We start from the raw sequence: 14,467 nt of genomic DNA on the forward strand, positions 1-14,467 counted from the left end.
TATCATTTCTGCACTTTTACAAGTATACGGTGTGGACAATCGACTGTCAATCAGAATTACAGATGGCGAAGCAGTGTCGTACAGAATGCTTCTAGACCAGCTTGATCGACTTCGTCGAAACGGTTGAATTCTGGGCTGTCGATATCGAGGACACCGATCGTTTGTCCGTCTTTGACGAGTGGAATGACGATTTCTGAATTCGAAGCCGCGTCACATGCGATGTGACCTGGGAACTGATGCACATCTTCGATTCGTTGTGTCGTCTGTTCTGCTGCGGACGTTCCGCAGACACCACGACCGAATGGAATACGGACGCATGCTGGAAGTCCTTGGAACGGTCCGAGGACGAGTTGGTTTTGCTCCGTATCCGTCAAATAGAAGCCGACCCAGTTGATACGGTCGAGGAACTGGTTGAGCAACGCGCTCGCATTCGATAAGTTTGCAACTTGATTGTCTTCTCCCATTAATAGCGCATCGAGTTGTTTTGAGAGCATGTCGTATTGTTTCGTCCGGTCACCTTCATATGTCTTTGTTTCGAACATAATAAAAATTCCTCCCGTGAAAAGCGTATTTTTTTTAGTTTAACGAGTTTTCGCGTAGCTGACAAACAATTGATTTTTGGAAAAAGGATTTAAAACAGCGGAAGAAATCAGGAAAAGCCCTTGTAAATCTATGCAAAACGGTTGCGCTATACTATTATAAGGATAAGATTATTGCGATTTAGAGAAAATCTAAAGTCGTAGGACAGAGTGGAGGTCGTGACAAATGTGGGCATGGGTGATCGGAGTCATCGTCATCGTATTACTCGTCATGCTGTTTAGCATGATCAGTCGAAAAAAATACTACACGAAAATCGATGAACTTGATATGCGCAAACAAGGCATCGTCAGTGCATCGATTCCAAAGGAGTTGCAGGACTTAAAGCAACTACCGATGGCGGGTGAGACGGAGACGAAGTTCAGCTCCTGGCATCAAGCGTGGGAAGAGTTATTAACGGTCCACGTCGCCCAAATCGATGAGACCCTTTACCGGGCAGAGGAAGCGCTCGATAAATATCGGTTCATCGCCGTCAAGAATGACCTCGAAGTAACGGAACAATTGATTGCAGAACTCGAAGGGTTGATCGATGAGATGCTCGTCGAGATGTCGACGTTCAAAACGAATCAATCGGTTCTAGCCGAACTGAAAGCGCAAGGGGAAGCCGATTCAGGGCAAGTTCGGAAATCATTATTGATTCAAGCGAACTCATTTGGTCCGGCGCTTGCGCGTCTAGAAGAACGAAGTGAACAAATCGATGCGCACTGGAATGAGATGTGTCAGTACGAAGCTTCAGGTGAAGTGACGAAGGCGTATGAAACAAGCTTGCTACTCGAGCAAGAAGTAGCAACGACGCGTCAACTCGTCGAACTTGTACCGAAACAATGGAAGATTCTTGCTCATGAATTACGTCAACGGATTGATCAGCTCGGAGCAGGCTATAAGGAAATGTCGTTAGATGGGTATCCACTTGAACCACTCGGTCTCCAATCCGAGATCAAACGGTTCGAGGAACAACGTCTGAGCCTTTCTGAAAAAATCGAAATGCTAGAAGTCGATGGTTTGGAAGAGGCGATTCAACAGTTATCAGCCGATGTGGATCAAATGTATGATACGTTCCGTCGTGAGGTCGATGCGCGTCATCAAGTGAAAAAAGAAAACCAATTCTTGAAACAAAAAGCGCTACGGATGCGTGAACGGATTCATCAATTGGCACAAGAGTTCAGTATCTTACGTGAAAAATATGAAATCTCAGCAGATTTAGGGATTCACTATGAAACGATTCAGCGTGACGAAGAGCTGCTCTTTGAAGCAGCAAAAGATCTTGATGAGTCGATTGCCGGAAAAATCATCCCGTTCAGTATGCTCGAAGATCAGATGCGCGATGCGATTCGCCTCGAAGAACAGTTGATGATTCAGTACGAACGCTTTACGGTCGAACTCCAGGCACTTCGAAAAGAAGAGACGGAAGTTCGCGAACGAATCGTCGAATGGCGTCATCAGCTGTCGCAAACACGTCTCCGTCTAAAACGACTCGGATTACCGAACTTACCGGCTGAAGTGGAAGAAGCGCTTCGAAATGCGAATCGTTCACTGCAGACGCTTGAAACACGGTTAGAGGAGTTACCGTTTAACGTTCGATCGATCGTCGCACAAAGTCAAGACGTCCAAGAAACGTTTAAACATGTGCAAGAACGGTTAGATACATTAGTGTTCGAAGTCACGTATGCCGAACGGCTCGTCCAGTATGCGAACCGGTACCGTCGCCACGACAACGAGATACATATGTCGCTGACGATCGCGGAAACGAAGTTCTTAGCGGGAGACTATGAACGAACGATTGTCTTAGCGGAACGTGTCCTAAATGAATACGATCCGGCCGCGATCGAACGTATTAAACGGTCGTGTGCACCAGAAGAAACATTGCACGTTTAAATCAGGATCGACAATTCAGGGTGACCGTCATGGTCACCCTATTTTTGTAAAAAGAGGAGTGAGTGGAATGGGAACACTATACGTAAACGGATTGATTCGAACGATGGCACACGAAGAGGATGTCCATTCAGCGATGTTCGTCGAGAAAACGCGGATCATCGCGATGGGGGAGGAAGGAAAGCTACGCCGCCGTTTCGGTAGACATATTGATCAGATTCACGACTTGAACGGAAAAGCTGTATATCCAGCCTTTACAGATGCGCATATTCATCTGATCGGTTACGGGGAAGCGATCAATCGTGTCGATGCCTCGCGTTATACGACGCTTGAAGCGTTAGGACAAGCTTTTCTCAAGGCGGAACCAGTCAATGGAATCCATGTGGCAGAAGGCTATGACGAAACGAAGCTTGATCGTGCACCGACGAAGGCGTGGCTCAATCAGTTGTTCCCTGACGCACCTGCCTTGTTGAAACGAACAGACCGGCATACAGCACTTGTCAACGATGTCTTATTCCAACAGCTCGGATATAAAGCGTCGACTGTCATCGAAGGTGGAAAGGTCGGTTTATCGGATAATGGAGAAGCTGACGGATTCTTGTACGATGCGGCGCTTGAACCTTTATATGCGTTACAAGCTGGAAACTTGGAGCGGAATAAAGCGTCCCTTCGATCAGCGATTAAGAACTTATACCAATATGGCATCATTGCGGCACACACAGAAGACTTGTCGTATCACGGGGATGTCGCGGACATTTTGCAAGCTTATAAGGAAGTGACGCAAGAGACAGGCTTCCATACGCATCTGCTCGTGCATCATCTTGTCATCGATGAGTTCGTGCAACAACAACCTACTTTACCGTCAACAATGTCAATCGGTGCGATGAAACTGTTCGTCGATGGCGCGCTCGGAGGACGAACAGCTCTTCTCGGTCGTGGTTATTCCGATGATCCGACGACACGCGGCATCGAAGTGCATACGCCAGAACAACTCGAACAACTCGTCAAACGCGCACGTAGTTACGGATTCACAGTCGCGGCACACGTCATCGGTGATTTAGCGATCGAGCGGTTCGTACAGGTGCTCGAGAAGTACCCGGCACCAAAAGGGAAACGAGATCGCATCATTCATGCGACGGTCGTCCGACCAGAAACGCTTGCGCGAATTCGGAAATTACCGGTCTTGATTGATGTTCAACCAGTCTTTTTATTGGATGACGCCGACTTCATCGTTGATCGACTCGGCTTGAACCGCTTAGACTGGAGTTATCGCTTACGTTCGTTAGCTGAGACCGGCGCACTATTGTGCGGCGGAGCAGATGCACCGATCTCTGACCCCGATGTCCGGCGGTCGCTTTATGCAGCGACGGAAGGAATGGCAGGGCGTGTCAATAAGACGAACGAGACGTTATCGATGTTTGAAGCCTTGTTGCTCTTTACGAAAAATCCACATCTCGCGACGGAAACACACGGTCGAAAAGGATTGCTCTTACCAGGCTATGATGCCGACTTCGTCATCTTTGAAGAAGACTTCTATCGCTTGCGTGGGGAAGCCATCTTGAATAACCGTTTGGTCGAGACAGTCCAAGCTGGAAAAACCGTTTATCAGGCGGAAGCCGCGTTAGTGTGATGTTTGCGTATAGTGTGAAATAGCTTCCGAATAGAACGTCGAAAGTCCGGGTGCATACGCATCGTAATAGGCACGAAATCGTTCGTCAGACACATACATCTGACCGAGTGAGGCAAAGAGAGATAATGCGCACGGGTAATAGTACGTATCGATGAAATCATGTTGTTCTTTGACGACTTGTTGAACGTCCGGATCCGTCGTCGCGTGCCCTTCGCGGTAAAGGGTCGTCAAGCGCTGATCGAGTTGCTTATGCATGCTGCTCAGTTGTTCTTTCTCTTTCGGCGTTCGTTGTTGTTGTCTTTTTGCACTGATTCGATAAGCGTCTGTGTCGCCATAGTGTTTTTGAACTTCATCTGCATGTTGCTTTTCATGCGTAACGATCTCTTCGTGGCGCAAACCGCGGAATAATTGTTCGTCTTTCATCGGGAGTCCTCCTTTTAAGGTGAGTAATGTCTGTTCAGCGAGTCGAGCAAGCATTTGATAATGCGAAGCTTTTTCTTGAAGGAGTGCAATCTGCTTTTTCAGTGTCGTATGATGATTGGAATCAGATTGCGTGAGTAATCTTTGGATTTCTGACAGTGGGAAATCAAGAGAGCGGTAGAGCAGGATTTGTTGTAAACGTAAAAGATCCTCTCTGCTGTAACTTCGGTGACCAGCATTGGTACGCTTTGGCACGAGGAGACCGATCGTCTCATAATGATAGAGTGTTCGTTTTGTGACGCCGGTCAGTTTGGCGATTTCCTGAGTGGAATACATCATTTGTGTACCTCCTTTGATTGGAGTATAAAGGGTGACGTAACGGAAGACGCAATAAAAAAATCTGCCCCGAGGAGGCAGATTTTTTTATTGTCATAAGAACGAGCGTTGAATCTTATGCCAAAATGTATTGTTCGTCAATTTGACGGTTTTCAGTTCTTTTTCAGAAAGCTGGATATCGACTGAATCTGTTCGTGTGAGACTGAGTGCTTCGTTATCCATCCCGATGATCGGATAGTCGTTTCCGTCCTCGATGATGCGTAACGAAAGTTTCCGTCCACGGTTCAATAGGAAAGCAGAACCGAGTGTCCGGTACCGGTTGTTGTTGACGGAAGCAATTTCGCTGACTTGAAGACAATGGATCAACGGATCGACGATCGCACCAGAGAGTGACTTATTATAAGCTGTAGAACCCGTCGGTGTTGAGATGACCATTCCATCCCCACGGAATGTCTCAAACAGGAAGTCGTCGATATAGACTTCGATTGCAAGTGATTTGATGATGCTCGACTTCACGGAACATTCGTTCAGACAGAGCATCGGTGGTCCACCGTTGATGGATGCTTCGAGCAGTGGATAACGACGTACTTCGATTTCACCATCCGAGACACGGTTGCCTGTCTCTTTAAAGATGGCTTCGACCGCAGAAAGATCATTGATATCAAAATCACAGTAGAACGAGTTGGGTCCTTCAGCGAATCCAACATAGATCGCATCATCACGGAAACCTGTGAAGCGTGCCGCTTGCAAGAAAGCCCCATCTCCACCAATCGAGACGATGATGTTTGCTTGTCGGTGATCTTGGACGACGTTCAGTCCGTATCGTGTACCGACATCAATCAACTTTCGCACCTGCGTCTCGTGTCTTTGTGTATTTCGGTAGTACAGGTAGACATTATTTCGAGCCATGGTCAATTCCCCCTTGAAAGCGTTTCATGAACTCTTTCATTATACCTGTTTTTTGGAAAGACGGGTACTGAAGTCCATCAATTATGGCAGAACGCTTGCCATCTTCGCGGATCATTCCTATAGTTAAATAGAAAATACAGTATATCCAATCAGGGGAAAAGGGGAATTCATAATGGCAACATTTAAAGGAAATCCAATCACACTTCAAGGTACAGCGGTTCAAGTCGGACAAACAGCACCTGACTTTCAAGTGTTAGCTAACGACTTATCACCGGTAACACGTGATACATATCAAGGTGTCCGGATCATCAGCGTCGTTCCATCGATCGATACAGGCGTTTGTGATGCGCAGACACGCAAATTCAATGAAGAAGCAGCAACAATCGAAGGTGTGACGGTCATGACGGTTTCAAACGACCTTCCATTCGCACAACGTCGCTGGTGCGCATCAAGCGGTCTCGATCAAGTCGTGACGTTGTCTGATCACCGTGATCTTTCATTCGGTACACAGTATGGCGTAGCCATCGAAGAATTACGCCTGCTTGCCCGTTCTGTTTTCGTTCTTGATTCAAACAACGAGATCACGTACGTTGAATATCTTGAAGAATCAACAGACGAAGTCAATTTCGAAGCAGCACTCGCTGCAGCACGTGAAGCGAAGTAAGAATGGTTTACAAACGCCGCTGAAGCGTTACAATGGAACTAATGATAGAAACGGCTCCCGCTCTACGGGGGGCCGTTTCGTTTTGGAGAGGATGACGTACATGGAACCGTTAGAAAAGTTATATAAGGAATTAACACGTCAAACAAAACAAATCGAACGTGATCTTGATATGCCCTATTTAGAAGCGTTGACGACGGTGATTGATCGATTGAACGATCGTCATACTGAAAATGTAGACAAAGAAGTCATTCGTAAGGCAGTATCGCTTGCTATTCTAGAAGGGATGAAACAAGCGCAACCGAACCATTTGCCGACGCCAGATAGCGTCGCTTTGTTTGCTGGTTATCTAATCGGGAAATTGGTAGGTAAGGAGGACATCCGACTACTTGAGTTGGGGAGTGGGACAGGTGGCATGTTACATGCTGTCTTAAGTCAGCTTTCGACAGGTACATCCGCTGAGGCGGTCGAGGTGGATGAGACATTGATTCGTTTATCGGCAGCGGTAACGGAATTACTCGACTATCCAGTCACGTATACCCATCAAGATGCGTTACGTCCATTATTGTTGGATCCAGTTGATCTTGCGATGGCTGATCTTCCTGTCGGTTATTATCCGGATGAAGAGGCTGCCGCTTCTTACATCTTGAAACGAGACGAAGGCATGAGCTACAGTCATTTCTTGTTGATTGAACAAGCAATGCAATACGTCAAACCAGGTGGATTCGGTGTCTTCGTCATCCCGAACGGTCTGTTCCAGCATGATACGGAAGGCAAGTTGAAACAATACTTCGAATCAAAAGCGCATGTCATCGGTATTTTGCAGTTGCCGCTCACGATGTTCAAACAAGAACAGGCGGCAAAAAGTTATTTGGTCGTCCGTAATCATTTAGCCGGTATGAAGATGCCGAAACAAGCATTGCTTGCTGAGTTGCCATCGTTCACAGATGCCCGCGCGTTTGGTGGTATGGTGAAACAGATTGATGAATGGATTAACACAGAATTAAAATGAATTACGCAAAGTGATTGAAATCTGTCGTTAATTTGACTATTCTAGTTGTAGAACAGAAATAGAAGAAAACCTAAACAGATGTGAATGTTCATTGGATTCAAATGGAAAAGGGGAAAAATCATGGCAAAAATTATGGCGGTAAACGCAGGTAGTTCGTCTTTGAAGTTCCAATTGCTCGAAATGCCGAACGAAACGATGATCGCAGTCGGACTCGTTGAACGCGTCGGTAAAGACGATGCAATCTTTACGATTAAATATGGTGAAGGACAAAAGTATACAGATGTCCTCCCACTTGCAACACATAAAGAAGCAGTCGAGTTGTCACTCGAAAAATTAATGGAGTTCGGAATCATCTCGTCTTACGATGAGATTAAAGGTGTTGGACACCGTGTGCTTCATGGTAAAGAAAAATATGCAGACTCTGTATTGATTACAGATGAAGTCATGCACGATATCGAGTCGTACACAGAGCTCGGACCACTTCACATTCCACCAAACTTGATCGGAATCCGGGCATTCCAAGCATTGCTTCCGGAAGTACCACAAGTGGCAGTCTTCGATACGGCGTTCCACCAAACGATGCCAGAAGAAAACTTCCTTTACAGCTTGCCGTATGATTACTATACAGAATACGGTATCCGTAAATATGGTTTCCACGGTACGAGTCACAAATACGTTACGGAACGTGCATCTGAATTACTCGGTCGTCCGTTAAAAGACCTCCGTTTGATCTCGTGTCACTTAGGTAGCGGAGCATCAATCGCAGCAGTTTCAGGTGGCGAATCAATCGATACGACGATGGGCTTCACACCGCTTGAAGGGATCACGATGGGAACACGTTCTGGTTCACTTGACCCAGCGTTGATTCCATTCTTGATGGAGAAAACAGGGAAAACAGCAGAAGACGTCTTGAACGTCATGAACAAAGAGTCTGGAATCTACGGTCTCTCAGGTCTTTCAAGTGACTTGCGTGATGTCCAAACGGCTGCTAAAGAAGGAAACCATCGTTCAGAGATGGCACTCCGTATCTTCGCGAACCGTATCCACGGTTACATCGGGCAATACGCTGCTGAGATGAACGGTGTCGATGCGATCATCTTCACAGCCGGTGTCGGAGAAAACTCAGATTCAATCCGTGAGCGTGTCTTACGTGGTCTTGAATTCATGGGCGTTTACTGGGATCCATCACTCAACAACGGAGCTCGTGGAGAAGAACTCTTCATTAACTACCCACACTCACCAGTTAAAGTCATCATCATTCCAACGAATGAGGAATTGATGATTGCACGCGACACGGTTCGTGTTGGTGGATTAGTTGCTCAAAACGCATAATCATTTCAAAAGGACTGAGTCGTTATTCCAACGATTCAGTCCTTTTTTTAATGAAATCTACGAACGTACGATCCATTGTTACGTTGTTTGTCATATAACGAAAAATGAATCGTCATCTTTGTAAAAATAAACCCAAAAAAGGTCGATTTCTTAAAAAAATGAGTCGTTTGTAACATAAAAGTAATAGTACAGACATATTTTTGTGGTCTATATGTAACGGCACTCCCTCGTTTTGTCATGTATATTAATCTCAGTTAACAAACACGAAACAATGATGGAGGAGAAAATACATGATGAAACGGATGCTCGCAAGTGTTTTAACGGTCGTGTTAGCACTCAGTTCGTTTGCAGGTCTTCAAGCAGAGGCTGCAACTAAGAAAAGCGTCAAGTCAACAGTCGATAGCCTAGTCATTCGTCAGAAAGCTGCTACTTCTTCGAAAAAGCTCGGTCTTCTATATAAGAACCAAACGTTATCGTACAAAGCAAAAACAGGTAACTGGTATAAAGTAAGTTACAAAGGTAAAACAGCTTACCTTAGCGCAAGCTACTCGAAAGTCGTGACATCAAGCAGTTCGAAAAAACAATCAACAGGTGGTTGGAAAACAATCACGAACGTAAGCGCAACAGCTTACACACCGTATGATCCAGGTAGTGGTAATCTGACAGCAATCGGTTGGAACATTAAAAGCTCGAAAAAGAAAGTCGTAGCGGTTGATCCACGTGTCATTCCACTTCGTTCGACAGTGAAAGTGTATTACAAAGGGAAATTAAAAGGGACGTATACAGCTGCTGATACTGGCGGTGCCATCAAAGGGAAGAAGATGGATATCCTTTACTACTCTCGTTCAGAAGCATTCAACTGGGGTCGTCGTACGGTTACAGTAAAATACAAATGATTTTAAACCATCGGACATTGGTTCGATGGTTTTTTTATTTAAATAGGTCGTCAAAAAGCCTTTCTTCCTTTGAAATGAAGGAAGAAAGGCTTTTTGTAGAAGAGTGATTCATAAACGGACGATCAAGACGTCGCATTTTGCGTAACGCGTAATGCTTTCAGAGACACTACCGATGAAGAAACGCTCGACAGCGTTTAAACCAGTTGCGCCACAGATGATTAAATCGGCATCGTGATTAGGGGCAAGCTTTTTAGCGATCGTTACTTTCGGTGAGCCGTATTCAATCGCTACTTCGACTTCCTGTACACCGCGATCTTGAGCGGTCTTGACGTATTCGTCTAGCAATTCCTTCGCGTAAGATTCGGCACGTTCCGTGATGGTGCGGTCATAGGCTTCAACTGTTGCGAATGTCCGTGTATCAATGACGTGTGCGATGATCAATTTTGCATCATTTCGCAATGAAACATCGATTGCCGTCTCGAAGGCACGTTCTGCCTCTTTTGAGCCATCTACTGCTACGAGTACATTATGATAGACGATTGCCATGATGAATCCATCCCTTCGTAATCGATATGATGAGTACACCCTAATTATACCATTCTCTTACTGGGAGCGGACGAAACATTCAGTGAGTTCTAAAAATTGTTCTTCCTTTCCGTTCCGTCGTAAGATGGAGTCAGTGAAAGGGGGCGATGCCAAGATGAGGCACGCGTTAATTACAGCAGGTACAAAAGGACTGGGAGAACGAGTGACGCGCCAGTTACTGGAAGAAGGTTGGAAAGTGACGGCGTTTCATCGTTCCGAACCCGAATTTACACATCCGAATCTCATGACGATTCAAGCGGATGTGACGAATCAAGAAGAATTGGAACGTGCAACCCAACAAGCAATCAACGAGCATGGTCGGATTGATGCGTTGATACTTAATGCAGGACCTTATATATTCGAACGAAAAGCATTAGTGGATTACACTGATCAGGAATGGAATGAAGTGATCACTGGGAATCTGACAGCTAGTTTTTGGCTATTACGTCAAGTATTACCCGTCATGCGTAAGCAAGCCTATGGTCGAATCATTACGTATGGCTTTCCAGAGAGTGCAACAGCGCCAGGGTGGGTATGCCGGGCAGCGTTCGCTGCTGCTAAAAGCGGGATGGTGAGTTTGACGAAGAGTGTAGCGCTTGAAGAGGCAGAGCACGGCATAACGGTCAACATGGTCAACCCAGGAAACATCGTCGGTGACAATAAGACGAAGTTGATTTCTGAAGCGGAGCAAGATGAGGCGACGCCGGTCGGAAGAACGGGTGTCGGAGAAGATATCGCTCGCGCGATTTCCTTCTTGTTGGCAGAAGAATCAAGTATGATCACGGGAGCAATCCTCGATGTTACAGGTGGCGTCAATGTCGTCCATCAATCCCGTAAATAAGCAAAAACATCTAATCCAAGCAATGGATTAGATGTTTGAGACTGAAGATAAGGTGCAATTTTTCTCTAACGAGAAGGATTGCGCTTTTTTGTTCGTCTCGCATCGTTTTCCTGGGACAAGCATCGCGCCGCTTCGCTTCGTTGCAGGGTCGCTCTTGCTTGTTTTCCCTAGGAAGCGATGTCGAGTGAACAAAACGTTCCTCAAATCCTTCGGTATAAAAAGAATGACGCGTCACACGCCACTCCTACAGGAAAAAGCGCAATTTTGCGCTGTCAGAGACAAACAAGACCCGTTTTCCTGCTTGAATGAAGCGGGAAAACTGGCTTGTGTCTCGCCTGAGGGAAGGGCATGAAAAGACGAGATATTTTTTAGTCAGACATTTTGTCTATAATCAGAAACACCTAATCCGAGCGATGGATTAGGTGTTTGTCTTGAGTTAAGATGACGGAATGGATTGAAGATGTTTGGGTGTGCGAGTTAACGCAACTGGACCTTCCGCAGTGAGATGAATATCATCCTCGATACGGACGCCACCGACACCTGGAACATAAATGCCTGGTTCGAGTGTGTAGACGATACCAGCTTCAGCCGTCAGTAGATTGTTTGACGCGAGAGATGGGAATTCATGAACCTCGATTCCGAGTCCGTGACCGACACGGTGCGTGAAGTACTGTCCGTAGCCAGCGTTTGTAATAACGTCACGGGCTGCCTTATCTAATGAACCGAGTGTCGTGCCGATCTGACTCGCTTCTGTCGCGGCTTCAAGTGCTTGGCGAACCGTTTCATAGATCTTTTTCTGTTCTTCGTTCGCTTCGCCATAAATGAAGGTCCGTGTAATATCGGAACAGTAGCCTTTCCAAACGACGCCGAGGTCAAATAAGACGAAATCGCCTTCTTGGATGACACGGTCGCCGGGTACACCGTGCGGATCAGCACTGTTTGCACCAAATAGGACAAGCGTATCAAATGACATCTCACGGACACCTTTTTTCTTCATTTCATATTCGATTTCTGCAATGAGTTCGATTTCCGTGATCCCTGGGCGGATCGCTTGTTTACCGATTTCGATTGCTTCGTCCGCAAGTGCGGCTGCTTCTTGAAGAATAGCGATTTCTTCCGGTGTTTTCTTCAGACGAAGCGCTTGTAAAGACTCACCGATATCCAGAATGGCTGCGTTCTCGAGACGTGAGCTTAGTTCCTGATAGCGACTGAACGTCATGTGTTCCCCTTCGATACCGATTCGGTTATTCGAGTGCTCGAATGTCGCGAATAATTCTGCTAATCGATCAAACGGGTTTTCGTGATCCTCATACGTCACGACGTCTCCTTTCCAAGGACTCGCTGCAACGATACTTGCTTCGAGTGCCGGACAGAATAATACATGTTTGCCGGTTACATCGACGAGGACCGCCATGACACGTTCGTGGGGTTCAGCGTAGACTCCTGAGAAATAAAAGACATTTGCCTTCGAAGTGACGACGGCTAAGTCGATTCCTTGTTCTTTCAGGAATTCACTGATTTGGTTCGTACGTTCGCTCATATATGATTCCACCTTTCTACTCATTTTCTACATAAGTATATCATCGTCCGGTTCGAAAAACATTTATCGTAAATCAGACTAGTACACGTTTTCATCTTTAGAGTAGTACAGTATAATGACAGGAGAGTAGAAAAAAGGAAAAGAAGGGATACAGTATGCCTACGAAACACGAACAGATCATTCGACATATCGAAGATCTTGATGTCGGAACAAAGATTTCCGTCCGACAAATCGCGAAGGATTTGACCGTATCCGAGGGGACGGCTTATCGCGCCATCAAGGAAGCAGAAAATTTAGGGTTCGTCTCGACGATTGAGCGAGTCGGAACGATTCGGATTAAAAAGAAACAAAAAGAAAATATCGAGAAGCTGACATTCGCGGAAGTCGTGAACATCGTTGACGGTCAGGTGCTCGGTGGTCGAAATGGATTACACAAGACGCTGACGAAATTCGTCATTGGCGCAATGAAGCTCGAAGCCATGATGCGCTATATCGATGTCGATAGTCTCGTCATCATCGGAAACCGCGAAAAAGCACATGAACTCGTGCTTGAAGCAGGAGCTGCTGTATTGATTACCGGTGGCTTTGATACGACGGAGGATGCAAAACGATTAGCGGATGAGATGGAGTTACCGATCATTTCGACATCCTACGATACGTTCACGGTGGCGACGATGATCAACCGAGCGATTTATGATCGATTGATCAAAAAGGAGATTTTACTCGTTTCGGATATTTTAATTCCGTTGCATGATACGTTCTATTTACAGACGACGGATCCGATTTCACGCTGGCACGAGTTGAATGAGCAGACGAAACACAACCGTTATCCCGTCATCGATGAACAAATGAAGGTCGTCGGTGTCGTGACAGCGAAGGACATCATTGACCGTCCACATGACTGGGCTGTTGAAAAAGTCATGACCCGTCATCCGATCACGGTCGGTATTCGAACGAGTGTTACGAATTCTGCGCATCAGATGGTCTGGGAAGGAATCGAGATGCTGCCAGTCATCGATCAGTACGGTCGATTACTCGGGATCATTAGCCGTCAAGACGTCCTCAAGGCACTGCAACTCGCGAATCGTCAGCCACAAGTCGGAGAGACGTTCGACGATCTAATTACAGGACAGATCAAGGCGGCAGAGGACGAACGGGGACCGTACTTATCGCTTGAGGTCTCGCCGCAAATGACGAACTTCATGGGGACTGCTTCGAGTGGGGTGTTGACGACGCTTCTAGTCGAAGGAGCGACGCGAATGTTGCGCCATATGAAAAAAGGTGACCTTGTCATCGAGAACGTCAGCATCTATTTCATTAAACCTGTTCAAATCGAGAGCACGGTAACGATCCGGGCGAATGTCTTTGACGTCGGTCGAAAATTCGGGAAAGTCGATGTCGAGATGTATCAAGGCACACAAATCGTTGCGAAGGCACTCGTGACATCCCAACTCATCGATCGTTAAATGAATCAAAAAGAACCGAAGTCAATGGACTTCGGTTCCTCTGAATCTAGCTCAGGATTGCTCCATCTCGCGGACGACATACGGATAAATCTTTTTGTAACGGATGAATCCGGCGATGAATGAAGCAACACCGACGATGATTAAAATGGAACAAACGATTTTCCCGACGAGTGTCGTTAATCCGTTTCCGGAAACGAACTGGTTGACGGCGAATAGGATGACGAACAAGCTCAACCAAATGCTCGCTTGCGTATTGAACAAGTATTTTCGGTTCGTGCTTTTCGTATGGAACGCGCGGCGTTTTGCTAACAAATACCCACCAAGCGAGAAAACGATGAGGGCGATGAGGATGAATTGCATGTTAAAAGGA

General features: G+C 46.2%; 14 protein-coding genes. 8 read left to right on the forward strand and 6 right to left on the reverse strand.

The annotated features are described in order from the left end of the window. Positions 1-56: 56 nt before the first annotated feature. Positions 57-542, reverse strand: coding sequence for a GAF domain-containing protein (locus AYO36_RS03045; protein WP_023469058.1), 486 nt, complete (start codon positions 540-542; stop codon positions 57-59). 223 nt (positions 543-765) lie between these two features. Between AYO36_RS03045 and ezrA the strand changes: the two genes are divergently transcribed. Both ezrA and AYO36_RS03055 read left to right on the forward strand, forming a co-directional pair. Then, positions 766-2,472 (forward strand): septation ring formation regulator EzrA, encoded by a 1,707-nt coding sequence (gene ezrA / locus AYO36_RS03050; RefSeq protein ID WP_064299501.1) that lies wholly within the window; start codon positions 766-768, stop codon positions 2,470-2,472. A 67-nt stretch (positions 2,473-2,539) separates the two neighbouring features. Then, positions 2,540-4,099: an amidohydrolase gene (locus AYO36_RS03055; RefSeq protein ID WP_064299502.1), complete on the forward strand. Its 1,560-nt coding sequence runs from the start codon at positions 2,540-2,542 to the stop codon at positions 4,097-4,099. Here AYO36_RS03055 and AYO36_RS03060 read toward each other — a convergent pair. Together AYO36_RS03060 and AYO36_RS03065 are read right to left on the reverse strand one after the other, a co-directional pair. Next, entirely contained in the window at positions 4,091-4,858 is a 768-nt protein-coding gene (locus AYO36_RS03060; RefSeq protein WP_082874155.1) for a MerR family transcriptional regulator, read from the reverse strand. The genes AYO36_RS03055 and AYO36_RS03060 overlap by 9 nt on opposite strands. 90 nt (positions 4,859-4,948) lie before the next feature. After that, entirely contained in the window at positions 4,949-5,764 is an 816-nt protein-coding gene (locus tag AYO36_RS03065) for an NAD kinase (RefSeq protein ID WP_023469054.1), read from the reverse strand. Positions 5,765-5,936: 172 nt separating this feature from the next. On the opposite strand from AYO36_RS03065, the gene tpx reads away from it, so the two are divergent. The 4 genes from tpx (at position 5,937) to AYO36_RS03085 (ending at position 9,665) form a co-directional block, all read left to right on the forward strand. Then, on the forward strand, positions 5,937-6,428 hold the full coding sequence (gene tpx / locus AYO36_RS03070; RefSeq protein ID WP_035396538.1) for a thiol peroxidase: 492 nt from the start codon (positions 5,937-5,939) through the stop codon (positions 6,426-6,428). Between the two features lie 100 nt (positions 6,429-6,528). Beyond that, positions 6,529-7,437, forward strand: a complete 909-nt coding sequence (locus tag AYO36_RS03075; protein WP_064299503.1) for a class I SAM-dependent methyltransferase — start codon at positions 6,529-6,531, stop codon at positions 7,435-7,437. A 120-nt stretch (positions 7,438-7,557) separates the two neighbouring features. Further along, a complete protein-coding gene (locus AYO36_RS03080; protein WP_023469051.1) occupies positions 7,558-8,769 on the forward strand; it encodes an acetate kinase in 1,212 nt (403 codons plus the stop codon). Positions 8,770-9,059: 290 nt separating this feature from the next. Then, the gene (locus tag AYO36_RS03085; RefSeq protein ID WP_064299504.1) at positions 9,060-9,665 is read left to right on the forward strand and encodes a 3D domain-containing protein; all 606 of its coding nucleotides are present in this window, start codon (positions 9,060-9,062) and stop codon (positions 9,663-9,665) included. A 108-nt stretch (positions 9,666-9,773) separates the two neighbouring features. Here AYO36_RS03085 and AYO36_RS03090 read toward each other — a convergent pair whose 3' ends face one another. Then, positions 9,774-10,211: a universal stress protein gene (locus tag AYO36_RS03090; protein WP_029342342.1), complete on the reverse strand. Its 438-nt coding sequence runs from the start codon at positions 10,209-10,211 to the stop codon at positions 9,774-9,776. Between the two features lie 154 nt (positions 10,212-10,365). Between AYO36_RS03090 and AYO36_RS03095 the strand changes: the two genes are divergently transcribed. Then, on the forward strand, positions 10,366-11,091 hold the full coding sequence (locus AYO36_RS03095; RefSeq protein WP_064299505.1) for an SDR family oxidoreductase: 726 nt from the start codon (positions 10,366-10,368) through the stop codon (positions 11,089-11,091). Between the two features lie 436 nt (positions 11,092-11,527). Here the strand turns inward: AYO36_RS03095 and AYO36_RS03100 are convergent, their stop codons facing one another. Beyond that, positions 11,528-12,631: a M24 family metallopeptidase gene (locus AYO36_RS03100; protein ID WP_064299506.1), complete on the reverse strand. Its 1,104-nt coding sequence runs from the start codon at positions 12,629-12,631 to the stop codon at positions 11,528-11,530. Between the two features lie 155 nt (positions 12,632-12,786). Between AYO36_RS03100 and AYO36_RS03105 the strand changes: the two genes are divergently transcribed. Continuing rightward, a complete protein-coding gene (locus AYO36_RS03105; protein ID WP_023469046.1) occupies positions 12,787-14,097 on the forward strand; it encodes a DRTGG domain-containing protein in 1,311 nt (436 codons plus the stop codon). 51 nt (positions 14,098-14,148) lie between these two features. Here the strand turns inward: AYO36_RS03105 and AYO36_RS03110 are convergent, their stop codons facing one another. Next, complete coding sequence (locus AYO36_RS03110; protein WP_023469045.1) at positions 14,149-14,457, reverse strand: YtpI family protein; 309 nt, start codon at positions 14,455-14,457, stop codon at positions 14,149-14,151. Positions 14,458-14,467 lie beyond the last annotated feature (10 nt).

It is taken from the genome of Exiguobacterium sp. KKBO11 (assembly GCF_001644945.1).
GTDB classification, from domain to species: domain Bacteria; phylum Bacillota; class Bacilli; order Exiguobacteriales; family Exiguobacteriaceae; genus Exiguobacterium_A; species Exiguobacterium_A abrahamii.